Source organism: Enterovirga sp. (assembly GCF_035325185.1).
Taxonomy (GTDB): domain Bacteria; phylum Pseudomonadota; class Alphaproteobacteria; order Rhizobiales; family Beijerinckiaceae; genus Enterovirga.
The window spans coordinates 1-15,397 of sequence record NZ_DAOLAJ010000084.1 but is presented as its reverse complement, the minus strand read 5'-3'; the positions used below and the strand labels follow the sequence as shown (position 1 = coordinate 15,397).

Sequence of the window (15,397 nt, the reverse complement as noted above, 5' to 3'; positions counted from 1 at the left end):
CAAGACCGGCACCTCCTACGGCTATCGCGACGCCTGGGCGGTGGGATTCGACCGCAAGGTCACGATCGGGGTCTGGATCGGGCGGGCGGATAACGGCTCGGTCCCGGGCCTTCTCGGCCGCCTCGCCGCCGCCCCCATCCTCTTCGACGCCTTCGCCCGGCTCGGCCACGAGCCCGAGCCGGTCCCGCGCCCGCCGGGCGTGCTCACGGCCTCGACCGCCACCCTGCCGCCCCCGCTCCGCCACGTGCGGCCCGACGCGCCCAAGACCATCGCGGCGACCGTCGAGGCCCCGCTCAGGATCTCGTTTCCGCCCGAGGGCTCGCGCGTGGATCTCGGCGCCTCGCGGCCCGGCGGGCCCGACATGCCCCTCGCGCTGAAGGTGATGGGCGGCGTGCCGCCCCTCACCTGGCTCGTCAACGGCGCCCCCCTCGGCGCCCCCGAGCTGCGCCGGCAGGCAAGCTGGATGCCCGACGGAGCCGGCTTCGCGCGCGTCTCGGTGATCGATTCCAAAGGCGCGACGGATTCGGTGACGGTGCGGATCGAGTAGCGAGCCCTCCGGGATCCCCTTCCCCTCCGCTTCGCTCCGGCCGTGGATGACAGGGAAGGCGGCCCCGACGTTAACAATCCGTCATGAATCTTGTGCGCCCCCTCCCCCGGGGCCACATTCCGCCCGTCCCGGATTCGGGAGGACGAGGTCGGATGGCTCACGCATACGGTGCCACTTGGGGATTGGGCGGAACGGAAGGCCCCGCGGCCCGGCGGGTCCGCATCCCGGGCCTGTCGCCGAGCCGCGCGGATACGCTGATGCGGCTCGAGGCGCTCTCGCGGCTCCTCGACAACGCCTTCGTCGTGCCGGGCACGAAGCTCCGCTTCGGCCTCGACGGGCTCATCGGCCTCGTTCCGGGCATCGGCGATCTCGTCACGACGGTTCTGGCGAGCTATCTCATCCTCGAGGCGCATCGCCTCGGCTTGCCGCGCCGGAAGCTCGCCCGCATGATCGCCAACCTCGCCTTCGACACCGCGATCGGCATCGTGCCGGTCGTGGGGGATGCCGCGGACATCATGTTCAAGTCCAATCGCCGCAACCTGCGCATCATCCGCGAGCATCTGGAAGGCGCGGCACGCCGGAGCCCCGACGTGAGCGATGCGGAATTCGAGGTGATGGAGCGGCGGCGATGAGGCGTGTCGTCTGGACCTTCGGCTGGATCGGGGTCGCGATCTGGTCGCTGTTCTGCGCGCTGGCCTACGGGCTCTTCGACCTCGTCGGACGCGGGTTCATGCGCGGCGCCGACGCCATTTCCGGCTCGCCCGAGATGGCGGCCGGGCTCTCGGGCTTCTTCGGCTTCCTCCACAGCTTCTCGACCGGCGCGGTCACGGTGATCTGGGCGATCGTCTCCCTCATGATCCTGGCCGTTCCCTGGACGCTCGACCGCATGGTCGGCTCGGTCGTCACCGTGAGGATGTCCACCTCGCCCCCCGCCTCCCGGACCGGGCCCGGCTTCGACGGGCCGGGCGGCGTGATCGACCTGCCGCCGGACCAGTACAGCGTCAGCCCCGGCGCAGGCACGACACCAGGGGTCCCGCCGGGAGTCACGCCCCGCATCCCGCCCCGCCCCTGACCGGAGATGCGGCTCGCCCTCTACCAGCCCGACATTCCGCAGAATGCCGGGACCATGATGCGGATGGCCGCCTGCCTCGGCGTCGCGGTCGACCTGATCGAGCCGGCCGGCTTCGACGCCTCCGACCGGATGCTGCGCCGGGCCGGGCTCGACTATCTGCGCCATCTCGACCTGACACGGCATGCGGGATTCGGCGCCTTCGAGGAGGAGCGCCGCCGCGCGGGCCGGCGCCTCGTCCTCGCCACGACGCACGGCGCGATGTCCTACTGGAATTTCGCCTTCGCGGGGGACGACGTGCTCATGGTGGGGCGCGAATCCGCCGGCGTGCCGGAGGAGATCCACGCCCTCGCCGATGCCCGGCTGACGGTGCCGATGCGCGAGGGCCTGCGCTCCCTCAACGTCGCGGTCGCCGCCGCGATGATCCTCGGCGAGGCGCAGCGGCAGCTCGCCGCCTGATCAGGCCGCAGCCGGGCTCTGCGCGAGGAAGCCGAGCTCCTCCAGCTTCTCGCGCATCATCGCGGGGGTGAAAGGCTTCATCAGGCAGGCATCCGCCCCCGCCTGCCGCAGGCGGGCGAGCGTGGCGATGTCGCTTTCGATGATCGTCATCACGATCTTCGCGCGATCCCCGCCGGGCAGCGCCCGGAGCGCCCGCACCAGCTCGAATCCGTCCGTGCCCGGCATGAGCGAATCGACGATCGCGAGGTCGGGCATCCGCGCCTCGCAGACGGCGAGAGCCCGCCCCGCCTCCTCGGCCTCGGTCACGGCGAGGCCCATGCGCTGGAGGATGAGACCGGCCACCTTTCGGATGACGGCCGAATCGTCCACGACGAGACAGGTTGTCACGAGGCGTTCCCCGCTGGCGGATGCGATGCGGCCGGATTTTGCCGGGAGCGCGTTACCGTCCGGTTTCGATCCGCGCTCAATCCCTGACGGCACGGATCGTGAGGGTGTCTCCTTCCAGGTGGAACCTGACCGCCATCCCGGCCGCGCGCGCCACCTCGCCCGCATAATAGGGCTGGATGCCGTGGGCCGTGATGCCGCCCTCGATCTCCTCGCCGGCGACGAGCGGCTCGGCGTGAGGCGGGATGCGGGCGTTCTGGCCCTTGGACGTGAGCGTGAAGGAGGCGTCCTCGTCCTCGCCCGTCACCTCGACATGGACGGCGCCGCCGCGCGGGATGGCGGCGGCCGCGAGCGTGACGAGGTTGAGCAGCAGCTTGACGCGGTTCTTCGGCAGGAGCGCCCGGGGCGCGCTCCAGGTGAGGGAAATCTTGTCGTCGACGAACATGCCCTTGGCGACGTTCTCCGCATCGGCGAGGTCGATGGCGGCCCCCGCCGAGCCCGCCGCCCCGAAGGCGAGGCGGGCGAACTGGAGCCGCGCCGAAGCCTGCCGGGCGCTCTTGCGGATCAGGTCGAGGGCGAATTCCTGCATGGACCCGTCCTTGTCCTCCTCCAGCACTTCGAGGCCATTGACGATCGCCCCGACCGGGCTGATGACGTCATGGCAGACCCGCGAGGTGACAAGCGCGGCGAAATCGAGGGGGTCGAGCTTGACGCTGGCCATGGATCGCCTCCCGGAGCGGTTGGGCCGTGCCGCGAATCGAGGCGGCCGAACTCCCCCGATAGCGGCAGCCCGCCGCCTTGGAAAGAAGCGGCGCCCGCGGCCTGCGGGAATCCGGCCGTGCTGACCGATCCCGACCGCGCCGCCGAGGCGCTGGGGGCCGTCGCGCTCGAGGCCGCGCGCTATCTCGAAGCCCTGAGTGACCGCGGCGCCGGACGGCGCCTCAAGGAAGACGGCACGCCCTCGACGGCGGCCGACCTCGCGGCCGAACGCATCGTCCTCGGCCGGCTCGCGGAGATCTTTCCGGCCATCCCGGTGGTCGCCGAGGAATCCGCCGCGGGCCGCCCTGCGCCGCAGGGTCTCTATTTCCTCGTCGATCCCCTCGACGGAACGCGCGACTACCTGACGGGAGAAGGGGAATATTCCGTCAATGTCGCGCTGATCGAGGGGATTCGGCCGATCGCCGCCGCCCTCGCGGTGCCGGTGCTCGGGCGGGTCTGGGCGGCGGGCTCGCGCTGCCGCGTCGCGCCGATCCCGATCGCGGGGGATTGCTCCGCCTGGACCCTCGCCGCCACCCGCAAGGTCCCGGCGGACGGCCCCCTCGCCCTCGTCTCCCGCCGCCACGGCGACGCGGCGACGGAAGCCTGCCTCGCGCAGCTCGCCGTCGTCGGGCGGCGCACCGCCTCCTCGGCCGCGAAGTTCGGCCTCATCGCCTCGGGCGAGGCCGACATCTATGTCCGCTGCGGCCCGACCATGGAATGGGACACGGCGGCGGGCGATCATATCGTGACGGCGGCGGGCGGGCGCGTGGTCGGCCCCGACGCGCAGCCCCTGACCTACGGCCATGCCGGGCGCGGCTTCCTCAACGGCGCCTTCGCCGCCTTCGGGGACGGCTCGCTCGCGGCGTGCTGCCGCCTTCCCGCCGCGTAACCCCTTTCGAAGGACATCGTTAAGGATGTGCTCATAGCTTCGCCTCGGAAGCGTCCGGCCTCCCCTCGGCCCGGACGCGCCGTCCGGCCCCCGACGGTCCGCTTTCCGAGGCGGAGAAAACCGGCATGCCGGCGGCTCTGTGGAGGAGTACGCGCGCCATGCTCACGCGCCGCAACATCTCGACGCTGCTGCTCGGCGGCCTCGCCGCCGGCTCCGCGGCGGGACGGGCCCTTGCCCGCACGCCCGACCAGCCCGCCCCCTTCTCGCCCCGGGAGCTTGTCGATGCCGGCCATGCCTTCTTCGGCGGCGTCTCGCGCGGCCTCGGCCAGCTCGTCGAGGAGGCGGGCCGGCGCTGGGGCCAGCCGAACGGCTACATCCTCGGCCAGGAAGCCTCGGGCGCCTTCTTCGGCGGCCTGCGCTACGGCGAGGGCAAGCTGTTCCGCCGCCGCGGTGATCCGGGCGGGCGCATCTATTGGCAGGGTCCCTCGCTCGGCTTCGACGTCGGCGGCGAGGGCGCACGCCAGATGATGCTGGTCTATAATCTCGACCAAGCGGGCATGTACCGGCGCTTCGCGGAACTTGACGGCTCCGCTTATTTCGTGGCCGGGCTCGGGATGAGCGCCGCCACCGCGGGCAACACGGTGGTGGTGCCGATCCGCTCGGGAGTGGGCATGCGCCTCGGCGTCGCGCTCGGCTATCTCAAATTCACGCCCAGCCCGACCTGGAACCCGTTCTGAGCCGGGCTCGCACGAAGGAGGAGACGGCGCTGGCGCTGGCCGTGGAGGATCTGCGGACGCGTCTCCTCGCCGATCCCCCGCCTCCCGAGGGCGAGATCCGGGAGGCGCTCGCCCGCATCGCGGATCTCGCCCTCGCGGCCTATCCCGAGGAGGCGCCCGCTTCCCCGCCCGGGAAGCGACCGGCGCCGCGCGATCCTTCGTGACTCCCCTCGAGCGGCTATGAGATGCACGGATCCGCGCCGGATCCACCCTCCCCCCAAGAAGTGGCGGGGAGGGGAGCGCGCGCCAAGCGCAATGCGTGGATCCGATAGCCCGGGATGGGAGGGGCCCCCCGCGAAATCCGAATTCCCCTTTCCCTCCGCATGCTTTAGACCGCCGGAAGGCAGCCATCGCCTCGGAGGAATGCCATGGATCTCGGCCTCGCCGGCAAGCGCGCGCTCGTCCTCTCCTCGAGCCGGGGGCTTGGCCGGGGCATCGCCGAGGCGCTGGCCGAGGAAGGCGCGAGCGTCGTGCTCACCGCCCGCAGCGAGGACAAGCTCAAGGCCGCCGCCGAGGCCATCAATGCCCGCGGCAAGGGCCGGGCCGTCTCTATCGCCGCCGACCTCAAGGCGGATGCGGCCGGCCTGCATGCCAAAGCGGTTGCAGCCCTGGGCGGGCCGATCGACATCCTCATCTCCAATACCGGCGGCCCCCCGCCCGGCACGGCCCTCGCGGTGAAGCCCGAGGCGTGGGTGCCGCAATTCGAATCGCTCGTCCTGCCGGTCTTCACGCTGGCGGGCCTGTGCCTTCCCGACATGCGGAAGGCCGGGTTCGGCCGCATCGTCATCGTCGCCTCCTCGGGCGTCGTGCAGCCGATCCCGAACCTCGTCATGTCGAACGCGCTCCGCTCCTCGATCCTCGGCTGGGCGAAGACGCTCTCCGCCGAGGTCGCGAAGGACGGCATCACGGTGAACATGATCCTTCCCGGCCGCATCGAGACGGACCGTACGGGCGAGCTGGACGAGGCCAATGCGAAGCGGCTCGGCAAGAGCGCCGCCGAGGTCAAGGCCGCCTCGGTGGCCCAGATCCCCGCCGGCCGCTACGGGGCCGTGAAGGAATTCGCCGATGTCGCCTGCTTCCTCGCCTCGGAGCGGGCGAGCTACGTGACCGGCTCGATGATCCGGGTCGACGGGGGAGCCACGCGCTCGGTCTGACGAGCCGCAGGCAAGACGACGAGACAGGGAGTTCGAAGGTGAAGGACGTCCATATCCTGATGCTGTCCCAGATGCCGCCGGTCGTCGTCGAGGGCCTCTCGGCGGCCTTCACGCTGCACCGGGCCTGGGAGCAGCCCGACCGGAACGCCTTCATCCGCGAGGTCGCCTCGGACATCCGCGGCCTCGCGCCGGGCGTGCATTACCATGTCGGTGGCCCGCTCTTCGACATGCTGCCCAACCTCGAGATCGTCTCCAGCATGGGCGTCGGCTACGATACGATCGACGCCCGGGAGGCGGGGCGGCGCGGCATCATCGTCACCAACACGCCGGACGTGCTGACCGACGAGGTCGCCGACCTCGCTCTCGGCCTCCTCGTCGCCACGGTGCGCCAGCTTCCCCAGGCCGACCGCTACCTGCGGGCCGGCGGATGGTTGGAGAAGCCCTATCCGCTCACGGCCACCCTGCGCGGCCGCAAGGTCGGCATCCTCGGCCTCGGCCGGATCGGCAAGGCGATCGCGACGCGGCTCGAAGCCTTCGGGCTCGACATCGCCTATCACGGCCGCAGCCGGCAGGACGTGCCCTATCGCTACGAGCCGACCCTTCTCGGCCTCGCCGAATGGTGCGACGTGCTGCTCTGCGTCGCACCGGGCGGCAAGGAGACGGACGGGATCATCGATGCCGAAGTGCTGAAGGCGTTGGGACCGGACGGGGTCCTGATCAATGTGGGGCGCGGCTCGGTCGTGGACGAGCGGGCCCTCGTCGAGGCGCTGCAAGCGAAGACGATCCTCTCGGCCGGGCTCGACGTCTTCGCCGACGAGCCGCACGTGCCCACCGAGCTGATCGCGATGGAGCACGTGGTGCTCCTGCCCCATGTCGGCTCGGCCTCGGTCGAGACCCGGCGCGCCATGGGCCAGCTCGTCGTCGACAACCTCCTCTCCTGGTTCGCGGGCAAGGGCCCGGTCACGCCCGTGCCCGAGACGCCCTTCACCGGCACGGCCTTCGCCTGAGCCTCGTCATTCCCGGCGGCCCGAAGGGCCGGGAAGGGAATCCAGGGCCACCCGCGAGCCCTCTGGACCCCTTCCCCTCCGCTTCGCTCCGGCCGGGGATGACAAGGGGCGAGCTTTGAACGCCTTATTTCCGCTGAGCCGCCTCACTCGATCCTGACGCCGGCGTTTTTGACGACCTTCGCCCATTTCTCGTATTCCGCCGACACGTAGGCGGCGAGTTCGACGGGCGTCATGATCTGGATTTCGGCGCCCAGATCCGTCATGCGCTTGCGCGTGTCGGGGTTTTCGAGTGCCTTGCGCACCTCCTCGTTCAGCTTCTGTACGATCGGCGCCGGGGTCCCCTTCGGCGCGAACAAAGCGAACCAGCTCGACGCTTGGAAGCCGGGCACGCCACTCTCGTCGATGGTCGGCGTGTCGGGAAGGGCCGCCGAGCGCTTGAGGGAAGTGACCGCGATGGCCCGCAGGTTCCCGGCCCTCGCCTGCTCGATGGAGGAAGGCAGGTTGTCGAACATCACGTCCACCTGCCCCGCGACGAGGTCGTTCACCGCCGGGCCGGAGCCGCGATAGGGCACGTGGGCCATCTCGACGCCGGTCATCATCTTGAACAATTCGCCCGAGAGATGGATCGAGGTCCCGTTGCCGGAGGAGGCCATGTTGAGCTTCCTCGGCCCGGCCTTGGCCTCGGCGATGAATTCCTGCACCGTCTTCGCCTGGACGTTCTTCGGGTTCACCACCATCAGGTTCGGCACGCCCGCCACGAAGGCCACGGGCTCGAAATCCTTGCGGGGATCGAAGGGCATCCGGGCATAGAGGCTCGAATTGATGGCGTGGGTGCCGACCGTGCCCATCACGAGCGTGTAGCCGTCGGGCGTGGCCTTCGCGACCGCCGCCGCGCCGATATTGCCGCCGGCGCCGCCGCGATTCTCGACGATGAATTGCTGGCCGAGCTGCTGCGACAGGCGGTCCGCCACGAAGCGGGCGAAGATGTCGGTCGTCCCGCCGGCCGCGAAGGGCACGATGATGGTGACCACCCGGCTCGGATAATTGCCCTGCCCCCGGGCGGGCGCCGTGACGAGGCCCGCCGCAGCCGATGCGGCGGCCGCCGCCAACAGACTCCGTCTCTTCATGTCCGGCGTTCCTCTCATTTTTTAATTTCTCGCGATCCGCCGATACCTACAAGCATCGGGCCCGGCGTCAACGTGCGGACCGGCGGCCAGGGTGTGCGGCGCCGCCGGGGGGTCTCCCGCCCTCGAAAATGCACTATGTCTCGCGGCCGGAGAGAACGAGAGCAGGACGATGGATCGCCGATCGCTGTTGACGGGGGCGGGGGTTGGAGCAGGCCTCGCGGCGGCCTTCCCGCGGCCCGCCCTGGCCGAGGCCGCCCCCGAGGTGAAATGGCGGATGGCGTCGAGCTATCCGAAGACCCTCGACACGCTCTACGGCTCCGGCGCCCATATCGCCAGGCGCGTCGCCGCCGCGACCGACAACAGGTTCCAGATCCAGGTCTTCGCCGCCGGCGAGATCGTCGGCGGCCTCCAGGTGCTCGATGCCGTCAGCAACGGCACGGTCGAATGCGGCTACACCCTGTCGAGCTTCTATGTCGGCAAGGACCCGACCTTCATGTTCGAGGCCTCCGTGCCCTTCGGCCTCAACACGCGCCATCACAATGCCTGGATGATCCATGGCGGAGGGCTCGAGCAGATCCGCGGCTTCCTGGCCGATTACAACGTCGTCAATTTCCCCGCCGGCAATACCGGCGCGCAGATGGGCGGCTGGTTCAAGCGCGAGATCAAGTCGCTGGAGGATCTCAAGGGCCTGAAGTTCCGCATCGCAGGCATGGGCGGGCAGATCCTCGCCCGGCTCGGCGTGGTGCCGCAGGTCCTGGCGGGGGGCGAGATCTATCCAGCGCTGGAGCGGGGCACGCTCGATGCCGTCGAATGGGCCGGGCCCTATGACGACGAGAAGCTCGGCTTCGTGAAGGTCGCCAAGTACTACTATTATCCCGGCTTCTGGGAGGGCACGGCGGGCACCTCGCTCTACGCCAACAAGGACAGCCTCGCGGCCCTGCCGGAGGCCTATCGCAACGTGCTGGAGGCCGCCTGCGCGGAGGCCAATCTCTGGTGCCTCGCGAAATACGATGCCGAGAATCCCGATGCGCTGCGCCGCGTGGTCGCCCAGGGCGCGGTGCTCAAGCTCTTCCCGCGCGAGATCATGGATGCGGCCTATCGCGAGGCGCAGAAGCTCTATGCCGAGATCGCCGCGGGCAATCCGCGGTTCAAGGCCGTGCACGACCACTGGCGGGCCTTCCGGGAGAAGGAGCTGCAATGGTTCCGCATCGGCGAATATCCGTTCGACTACTTCATCTATTCGCAGAGGGGCTGAGGGCGCGATGGCAGGCACCGGGCGCGCGGGCGCCGCGAAGCTCGCCCGGAGCGTCGTCGGACGCCTGCGGCTGGACGAGACCGTCCCGCTCCTCTCGTTCTGCCTGATCGGCTTTCTCGGCCTGGGCTTCCTCGCGGTGGCCGACGAGGTCCGCGAGGGCGGCGGCCTGCGCCTCGACCGGGCGATCCTTCTCGCCTTCCGCGTCGCGGGCGACCCCGCGACCCCGCTCGGCCCGGGCTGGCTCCAGGAGGCGGCGCGGGACGTGACGGGGCTCGGGGGCACCTTCGTGCTCGTCTCGCTCACGGCCGGGGCCGCGATCTATCTCTCGCTGACGGCGCGGCGGCATGTCGCGCTCCTGCTCCTCGCCGCGGTGGGCGGGGGCATGCTGCTCGGGACGCTCCTCAAGCTCGGCTTCGACCGGCCGCGGCCGGACATCGTGCCCCATGCGATGCGCGTCTACACGGCGAGCTTCCCCTCCTCCCACGCCATGATGGCGGCGGTGACCTATCTCACGCTCGGCGCGCTGCTGGCGCGCATCCATGCGGCGATGCGCGTCAAGCTGTTCTTCATGGGCGTCGCGATCCTGCTCACGGTGCTGATCGGATTGTCCCGCCTCTATCTCGGCGTCCACTGGCCCTCCGACGTCCTCGCCGGCTGGTGCCTCGGCGGGGCCTGGGCGTGCCTCTGCTGGTACGTCGCGCTGCTTCTTCAGCGCCGCGGGCGGATCGAGCCCGAGCGCGGGCCGGACCCGCCGGCCTGACGGGCGCTCGCACCGGCTGCCCCGAGCCCAGGACATCAGGACGTGCTGACCAGCCTTGGGCCCGAGCCGTCCCGGCGCTGAGCGTCGGAGCCGGCGGCCTGGATGACCCTCCGGCGATCGTCGATCGCGCTGCGGGCGCCGTCGAGGGCGAGGACGACGGCGCTCGTCGTGCGGCTGTCCGCACGCCCGCTCCGGGCATGGCCGACCGCCGTGCGGAAGAGGTCGTCCACCTCGGCGGTGAACGCGTCGAGCGCCTCGACGGTCTCGGCGCGGCGCGCATCGGCGAGGATGTCGAGCAGGCGGTCGAGCACGTCGTCGATCACCTCGTGCCGCTCCTGCCGCATGCGCTGGGCGAACCAGGCCAGGGCCGAGATCACGCCGGAGCCGAAGAAGGCGGCGAGATAGATCCAGTCGCCGTAGCGATCCATCAGGCTCTGGGTCTCGCGCTCGAAGTAATCCACGGCGCCCGGATGGTTCGGCAGCATGGCGCTGGTTGCCGAAGCGCTGGAATCCATCTCCGGCGCCCTCATGAAATTGGCGAGCCGCGTCTTTACGGCGAGCCGCGAGCGCATCTGGAACAGATATTCGACGAGCGTCGAGACCGTGGAGCGGTCGGTCTCGGCATGGGCCATCAGCCGATAGGCCACGCCCACCGTCTTCACCTCGTGGGCCGGCTGCTTCGGACGCCCGCCCCAGATCCCCTCCGGGATGGAGAGCGTGTCGAGAAAGGGGGAGCTGTGGGTGATGCCGTCGGGATTCTCGACGGGCAGGATCGAGATGGCCCCCCCGAAAGCCTGAGCCGCCTCGCGGACGGTGTTCTGCGCGAGCGACCCGGTCGGCGCCGCGACGAGGGCGAGGGCGTCGACCTTGCTCTCCTTCAGCGCCGCCGCCGCCGTCTCGCGATGCAGGGTCACGAGCGTGACGACGGGAGGCTCGAGGTCGTAGTGGCGCAGGATCGTCGTCACGAAAGCCGGATCCGCCTCGTGGCCGGACACGACGCCCAGCCTCTTGCCGGCGAGCGAGGCGACGTCCTTCACCTCCGATCCCGCGGGGACGATCACGATCGCCGCGACGTCGCGCAGGATCGCGAGGGTCAGGCCGTTCTCGGGCACCTTCACGTCCGGCCGCACGATGGCGAGTTCCGCCTTGCCCCGGTCGAGGAGGTCGGCGGCCTCCTTTACGTCGTGGACCGGCACCGTGACCAACCGCAGGCTCGCCTTCTGCGCCTTGAGCTGCTGGGCGAAGGCATGGATCAGGCGCTCCTCGGCCGATCCCGCCGGGCCGACCGCCACCTTGAGCTTGGTCGGCGAGGTGAAGAACACATAGGCGACGCCCGTCAGCGCCAGGACCAGCGCCAGGACGAGAAGAAGCATGTCGCCGCGGGGTCCGCCTTCGCGCAAGAGAGCCTCGCATGGGGTGGCGCGGCCCGGTGCGCAGCCGCGAGAGCGCACCCTTCCACCCAATTGGGGCGCAACGACGGACGGAGAGCCGAAACCCCGCAGGGTCCGATTGACCCCGCCCCGGCGGAATGGCACCCCGGCCGCTCCGCCGCGGGAGCCGCGGCCCGTCCGAAAGCCGCCCATGATCCGTTCCCCGCTGATCAGCGTCATGACCGATGCGGTCGCCAAGGCCGCGCGCTCGCTGCGCCGCGACTTCGGCGAGGTCGAGAACCTGCAGGTCTCGCGCAAGGGGCCGGCGAATTTCGTCTCGGCCGCCGACACCCGCGCCGAGGAGATCCTGCGCGGGGCGCTGGAGAAGGCGCGGCCGGGCTACGGCTTCGTCATGGAGGAGGGCGGCATCGTCGAGGGGACGGACAAGTCCCATCGCTGGCATATCGACCCGCTCGACGGCACCACCAACTTCCTGCACGGCATTCCGCATTTCTGCATCTCGGTCGGGCTCGAGCGCGAGGGCGTGCCGGTGGCGGGCGTGATCTACGATCCGATCAAGGACGAGATGTTCGTGGCGGAGCGCGGCAAGGGCGCCTTCCTCAACAACCGCCGCATCCGGGTCGCGGCGCGACGCGAGATGGCGGATGCAGTCGTCTATTGCGGCCTGCCGCATCTGGGCCGGCCGGCCCACCGCACCTTCATCGCGGAACTCGCCGCGGTCATGACCGTCAGCGCAGGGCTGCGCCGCTTCGGCGCGGCCGCCCTCGACCTCGCCTATGTCGCGGCCGGCCGGGCGGACGGATTCTGGGAGCGCCACCTCCAGAGCTGGGACGTCGCGGCCGGGATCGTGATCGTGCGCGAGGCCGGCGGCTTCGTCAGCGATTGCGAGGGCGGCACCTCACCGCTCGAGACGGGCTCGGTCTGCGCTGGAAACGAGGCCATCCAGGCGGCCCTGCTCGGCCTGCTCAAGAAGGCCGCGCGTCCCGCGACGCCGGCTGCCTGACGGCAGGGCCATCGGACCAAATGCCCTGAGCCTCACGGCTTGAACGGCGCCGAAGCCGCAGCCAGACTGGAGAGGCCATGCAGACCGAAACCGTCCCCCAGATCGCGCGGCCGCTTTCCTCGCCCCGCATCTATCTCGTGCGCATGGCGGTGTTCCTGGTCCTGTGCGGCTTCCTGGCGATGATCCTCAACCGCCAGCTCCTCGCCGCCTTCTTCGGCAATCCGGGACTCAACGCGGTGATCCTCGCCGCGCTCGCCATCGGCATCGTGCTGGCGATCCGGCAGGTCGTGCGGCTCTTCCGCGAGATCCGCTGGGTCAACTATGTCAGCGGCGCCTATCCGAACAGGCTCGCCCGGCCGCCCGTCCTGCTCTCGCCGGCCGCAGCCCTGATCGCCGAGCCGGACAGCCGTGCCGCCCTCTCGGTCGGCACGGCCCGCTCGCTTCTCGACGCCATCGCCGCCCGCCTCGACGAGAGCCGGGAACTGGTCCGCTACCTCGCCGGGCTGCTCGTCTTTCTCGGCCTGCTCGGCACCTTCTGGGGCCTCATCGAGACGGTGAACTCGGTCGGGCGGATCATCTCCTCGCTGCGCACGGGCGGGGAGGCCGCGACCATGTTCGACGAGCTGAAAGCGGCCCTCTCCGCCCCGCTTTCCGGGATGGGCATTTCCTTCTCGGCTTCGCTTTTCGGCCTTGCCGGGTCGCTGATCCTCGGCTTCCTCGACCTCCAGGCCGGGCAGGCGCAGAACCGCTTCTATACCGAGCTGGAAGACTGGCTCGCCCTCTCGGCGAGGGCCGAGGGCTCCGATGCCGCCTCGCCCGAGATCGCCGACGCGCTCCGGCGCCTTGCCGAGGCGATGGATCGCAACGGCGGCCAGGCAACGACGGCCGCCATGGCGAGCCTCGCCGACAGCATCCAGGAGATCGTCCGGCAGATGCGCTCCGAGCAGCAGCTCGTGCGCATGCTGCTCGACGGCCAGGCGACGCGCGACCGCGAGCTGCGCGCGGTCGTCGAGCAGATCGCGCGCGAGCGGCGCTGATGGCGGGGCTCAGGGCGGCGCGGCGCACGCCGATCAACTACTGGCCGGGCTTCGTCGACGCGCTCTCGACGCTGGTCCTGTCCATCGTCTTCCTGCTCTCGATCTTCATGCTGGCGCAGTTCTTCCTGGCGCGGGAGATCTCCGGCCGCGACACCGTGCTGGAAAGGCTGAACCGCCAGCTCGCCGAACTGACGGAGCTGCTGGCCCTCGAGCGCGGCAAGTCGCGCGGCCTCGCCGAGAATGTCGAATCGCTGCGGGCGAGCCTGAAATCGGGCCTCGAGGAGCGCTCGCGCCTCCAGGCGGAGATCGAGAGCCGGCGCGGCAGCGAGGCGCAGGCCGGGGCGGCCGGCAAGGCGCTGGAGCAGGAGCGCGCGGCCCGCGCGCGCGCCCAGGGCACGATCGACCTCCTCAACGAGCAGATCGCGGCCATGCGCCGCCAGCTCGCCGCCTTGGAGGAGGCCCTCTCGGCCTCCGAGGCGCGCGACCGCGAATCCCAGGCCCGGATCGCCGATCTCGGCGCGCGGCTGAACGTCGCCCTGGCGCAGCGCGTGCAGGAACTCGCGCGCTATCGCTCGGACTTCTTCGGGCGCCTGCGGCAGATCCTCGGGAACCGGCAGGACATGCGCATCGTGGGCGACCGCTTCGTGCTCCAGTCGGAAGTGCTCTTCGGCCCGGGCCGGGCCGAGCTGAAGCCGGAGGCGACAGGCGAACTCGACCGCATCGCCGCGACCATCCTCGACATCGCCAGGGAAATCCCGCCCGACATCCCCTGGATCCTGCGGGTCGACGGCCACACGGATGCGCGGCCCGTCTCGGGCCTCGGCGCCTTTTCGTCCAACTGGGCGCTTTCGGCGGCGCGGGCGATCTCGGTCGTGCAATATCTCACGGCCAAGGGCATCCCGCCGCAGCGCCTCGCCGCGGCGGGATTCGGGGAGTTCCAGCCCCTCGACCTCGCGGAGACCGACGAAGCCTATGCCCGCAACCGCCGCATCGAGCTGAAGCTGACGGAGCGCTAGGCGGCACGCCTGCCTCGTGACAAAGCTCCGCGGGCGTGGTTCAGAGCGGCCATGTCCGACCGCATGGTGGCGGATGCGCCGCCGACCAACCTCGTGGACCGCTTCGCGCCCGAGCCGGCGAAGCCCTGGCTGCGCCTTGCGCGCTACGACCGTCCGATCGGCTCCTGGCTCCTGATGTGGCCCTGCCAATGGTCGGCCGCGCTCGCGGCCGTCATGGCGGGCTCGACCGCGGGCCTCGCCGGCCATATCGGGCTGTTCCTGATCGGCTCCTTCGTCATGCGCGGCGCGGGCTCGACCTGGAACGACTTCCTCGACCGCGACATCGACGGACGCGTCGAGCGCACCCGGAACAGGCCGATCCCGGCCGGGCAGGTAAGCGCGAAACAAGCCTTCGCCTTCGCCATCGCGCAGTCGCTGGTCGGGCTTCTCGTCCTCCTCCAGTTCAACCGTTTCGCGATCCTGCTCGGCATCGCCTCGCTCCTGCCGGTCGCGATCTATCCGCTGATGAAGCGGATCATGGGCTACCCGCAGGCGGTGCTCGGCCTGTGCTTCGCCTGGGGCGCGCTGATGGGATTCGCCGCCGTCTTCGGCCGCCTGCCCTGGCCCGCCCTCGTCCTCTATGCCGGGACCATCTGCTGGGTGATCGGCTACGACACGATCTACGGCCATCAGGACCAGCGCGACGATGCCGTGATCGGGATCAAGTCGACCTCCCGCACCTTCGGGCGCTGGTCGCGGCCGATCATCGCCCTGCTCTATGCGGC

18 protein-coding genes and 1 pseudogene are annotated in these 15,397 nt (G+C 70.5%); 15 read left to right on the top strand and 4 right to left on the bottom strand.

Translation table 11 applies throughout. From position 1 onward, the window contains the following. From PKD06_RS14805 to PKD06_RS14790, 4 genes and pseudogenes are all read left to right on the top strand, one after another. Positions 1–547: pseudogene (locus tag PKD06_RS14805) on the top strand (penicillin-binding protein 1C); the annotation flags it as partial. Between the two features lie 257 nt (positions 548–804). Beyond that, complete coding sequence (locus PKD06_RS14800; RefSeq protein ID WP_324381372.1) at positions 805–1,179, top strand: DUF4112 domain-containing protein; 375 nt, start codon at positions 805–807, stop codon at positions 1,177–1,179. Beyond that, the gene (locus PKD06_RS14795) at positions 1,176–1,619 is read left to right on the top strand and encodes a hypothetical protein (RefSeq protein ID WP_324381370.1); all 444 of its coding nucleotides are present in this window, start codon (positions 1,176–1,178) and stop codon (positions 1,617–1,619) included. The genes PKD06_RS14800 and PKD06_RS14795 overlap by 4 nt, the downstream gene beginning before the upstream one ends. Positions 1,620–1,625: 6 nt before the next feature. Further along, positions 1,626–2,075 (top strand): tRNA (cytidine(34)-2'-O)-methyltransferase, encoded by a 450-nt coding sequence (locus tag PKD06_RS14790; RefSeq protein ID WP_324381368.1) that lies wholly within the window; start codon positions 1,626–1,628, stop codon positions 2,073–2,075. Here the strand turns inward: PKD06_RS14790 and PKD06_RS14785 are convergent, their stop codons facing one another. Continuing rightward, positions 2,076–2,462, bottom strand: a complete 387-nt coding sequence (locus PKD06_RS14785; RefSeq protein ID WP_324381366.1) for a response regulator — start codon at positions 2,460–2,462, stop codon at positions 2,076–2,078. A gap of 76 nt (positions 2,463–2,538) precedes the next feature. Then, positions 2,539–3,180: a histidine phosphotransferase ChpT gene (locus tag PKD06_RS14780; protein ID WP_324381365.1), complete on the bottom strand. Its 642-nt coding sequence runs from the start codon at positions 3,178–3,180 to the stop codon at positions 2,539–2,541. Between the two features lie 117 nt (positions 3,181–3,297). On the opposite strand from PKD06_RS14780, the gene PKD06_RS14775 reads away from it, so the two are divergent. The 5 genes from PKD06_RS14775 to PKD06_RS14755 all read left to right on the top strand — a co-directional run bounded on the left by PKD06_RS14775 (position 3,298) and on the right by PKD06_RS14755 (position 7,044). Further along, a complete protein-coding gene (locus PKD06_RS14775; RefSeq protein ID WP_324381363.1) occupies positions 3,298–4,107 on the top strand; it encodes a 3'(2'),5'-bisphosphate nucleotidase CysQ in 810 nt (269 codons plus the stop codon). Positions 4,108–4,265: 158 nt separating this feature from the next. After that, a complete protein-coding gene (locus tag PKD06_RS14770) occupies positions 4,266–4,844 on the top strand; it encodes an EipA family protein (RefSeq protein ID WP_324381361.1) in 579 nt (192 codons plus the stop codon). Between the two features lie 41 nt (positions 4,845–4,885). Beyond that, entirely contained in the window at positions 4,886–5,047 is a 162-nt protein-coding gene (locus PKD06_RS14765) for a hypothetical protein (protein WP_324381360.1), read from the top strand. 204 nt (positions 5,048–5,251) lie between these two features. Continuing rightward, a complete protein-coding gene (locus PKD06_RS14760; RefSeq protein ID WP_324381358.1) occupies positions 5,252–6,037 on the top strand; it encodes an SDR family oxidoreductase in 786 nt (261 codons plus the stop codon). 59 nt (positions 6,038–6,096) lie between these two features. Continuing rightward, complete coding sequence (locus PKD06_RS14755; protein ID WP_324381373.1) at positions 6,097–7,044, top strand: 2-hydroxyacid dehydrogenase; 948 nt, start codon at positions 6,097–6,099, stop codon at positions 7,042–7,044. Between the two features lie 143 nt (positions 7,045–7,187). Here the strand turns inward: PKD06_RS14755 and PKD06_RS14750 are convergent, their stop codons facing one another. After that, positions 7,188–8,171, bottom strand: coding sequence for a tripartite tricarboxylate transporter substrate binding protein (locus PKD06_RS14750; protein WP_324381356.1), 984 nt, complete (start codon positions 8,169–8,171; stop codon positions 7,188–7,190). Between the two features lie 169 nt (positions 8,172–8,340). On the opposite strand from PKD06_RS14750, the gene PKD06_RS14745 reads away from it, so the two are divergent. Together PKD06_RS14745 and PKD06_RS14740 are read left to right on the top strand one after the other, a co-directional pair. After that, on the top strand, positions 8,341–9,426 hold the full coding sequence (locus tag PKD06_RS14745) for a TRAP transporter substrate-binding protein (protein WP_324381354.1): 1,086 nt from the start codon (positions 8,341–8,343) through the stop codon (positions 9,424–9,426). A 7-nt stretch (positions 9,427–9,433) separates the two neighbouring features. Then, a complete protein-coding gene (locus PKD06_RS14740; protein ID WP_324381352.1) occupies positions 9,434–10,186 on the top strand; it encodes a phosphatase PAP2 family protein in 753 nt (250 codons plus the stop codon). Positions 10,187–10,221: 35 nt separating this feature from the next. Here the strand turns inward: PKD06_RS14740 and PKD06_RS14735 are convergent, their stop codons facing one another. After that, positions 10,222–11,559, bottom strand: a complete 1,338-nt coding sequence (locus PKD06_RS14735; RefSeq protein ID WP_324381350.1) for a TAXI family TRAP transporter solute-binding subunit — start codon at positions 11,557–11,559, stop codon at positions 10,222–10,224. A gap of 208 nt (positions 11,560–11,767) precedes the next feature. On the opposite strand from PKD06_RS14735, the gene PKD06_RS14730 reads away from it, so the two are divergent. The 4 genes from PKD06_RS14730 to ubiA form a co-directional block, all read left to right on the top strand. Next, the gene (locus PKD06_RS14730; RefSeq protein ID WP_324381348.1) at positions 11,768–12,580 is read left to right on the top strand and encodes an inositol monophosphatase family protein; all 813 of its coding nucleotides are present in this window, start codon (positions 11,768–11,770) and stop codon (positions 12,578–12,580) included. 77 nt (positions 12,581–12,657) lie between these two features. Further along, positions 12,658–13,617, top strand: a complete 960-nt coding sequence (locus PKD06_RS14725) for a flagellar motor protein MotA (protein ID WP_324381346.1) — start codon at positions 12,658–12,660, stop codon at positions 13,615–13,617. After that, positions 13,617–14,633 carry a peptidoglycan -binding protein gene (locus PKD06_RS14720; RefSeq protein ID WP_324381344.1) on the top strand — a complete coding sequence of 339 codons (1,017 nt, stop codon included), beginning with the start codon at positions 13,617–13,619 and terminating at the stop codon, positions 14,631–14,633. Before PKD06_RS14725 ends, PKD06_RS14720 begins: the two co-directional genes overlap by 1 nt. Before the next feature lie 51 nt (positions 14,634–14,684). Then, a partial coding sequence (ubiA, locus tag PKD06_RS14715) for a 4-hydroxybenzoate octaprenyltransferase (protein ID WP_324381342.1) occupies positions 14,685–15,397 on the top strand: 713 nt, incomplete at its 3' end.

Bases quoted from the DNA above. Each gene is read 5' to 3' on its own strand.
- PKD06_RS14800 (WP_324381372.1), top strand. From the start codon at position 805: ATGCGGCTCGAGGCGCTCTCGCGGCTCCTCGACAACGCCTTCGTCGTG.
- PKD06_RS14795 (WP_324381370.1), top strand. From the start codon at position 1,176: ATGAGGCGTGTCGTCTGGACCTTCGGCTGGATCGGGGTCGCGATCTGG.
- PKD06_RS14790 (WP_324381368.1), top strand. From the start codon at position 1,626: ATGCGGCTCGCCCTCTACCAGCCCGACATTCCGCAGAATGCCGGGACC.
- PKD06_RS14780 (WP_324381365.1), bottom strand. From the start codon at position 3,180: ATGGCCAGCGTCAAGCTCGACCCCCTCGATTTCGCCGCGCTTGTCACC.
- PKD06_RS14770 (WP_324381361.1), top strand. From the start codon at position 4,266: ATGCTCACGCGCCGCAACATCTCGACGCTGCTGCTCGGCGGCCTCGCC.
- PKD06_RS14760 (WP_324381358.1), top strand. From the start codon at position 5,252: ATGGATCTCGGCCTCGCCGGCAAGCGCGCGCTCGTCCTCTCCTCGAGC.
- PKD06_RS14755 (WP_324381373.1), top strand. From the start codon at position 6,097: ATGCTGTCCCAGATGCCGCCGGTCGTCGTCGAGGGCCTCTCGGCGGCC.
- PKD06_RS14750 (WP_324381356.1), bottom strand. From the start codon at position 8,171: ATGAAGAGACGGAGTCTGTTGGCGGCGGCCGCCGCATCGGCTGCGGCG.
- PKD06_RS14745 (WP_324381354.1), top strand. From the start codon at position 8,341: ATGGATCGCCGATCGCTGTTGACGGGGGCGGGGGTTGGAGCAGGCCTC.
- PKD06_RS14740 (WP_324381352.1), top strand. From the start codon at position 9,434: ATGGCAGGCACCGGGCGCGCGGGCGCCGCGAAGCTCGCCCGGAGCGTC.
- PKD06_RS14735 (WP_324381350.1), bottom strand. From the start codon at position 11,559: ATGCTTCTTCTCGTCCTGGCGCTGGTCCTGGCGCTGACGGGCGTCGCC.
- PKD06_RS14730 (WP_324381348.1), top strand. From the start codon at position 11,768: ATGATCCGTTCCCCGCTGATCAGCGTCATGACCGATGCGGTCGCCAAG.
- PKD06_RS14725 (WP_324381346.1), top strand. From the start codon at position 12,658: ATGCAGACCGAAACCGTCCCCCAGATCGCGCGGCCGCTTTCCTCGCCC.
- PKD06_RS14720 (WP_324381344.1), top strand. From the start codon at position 13,617: ATGGCGGGGCTCAGGGCGGCGCGGCGCACGCCGATCAACTACTGGCCG.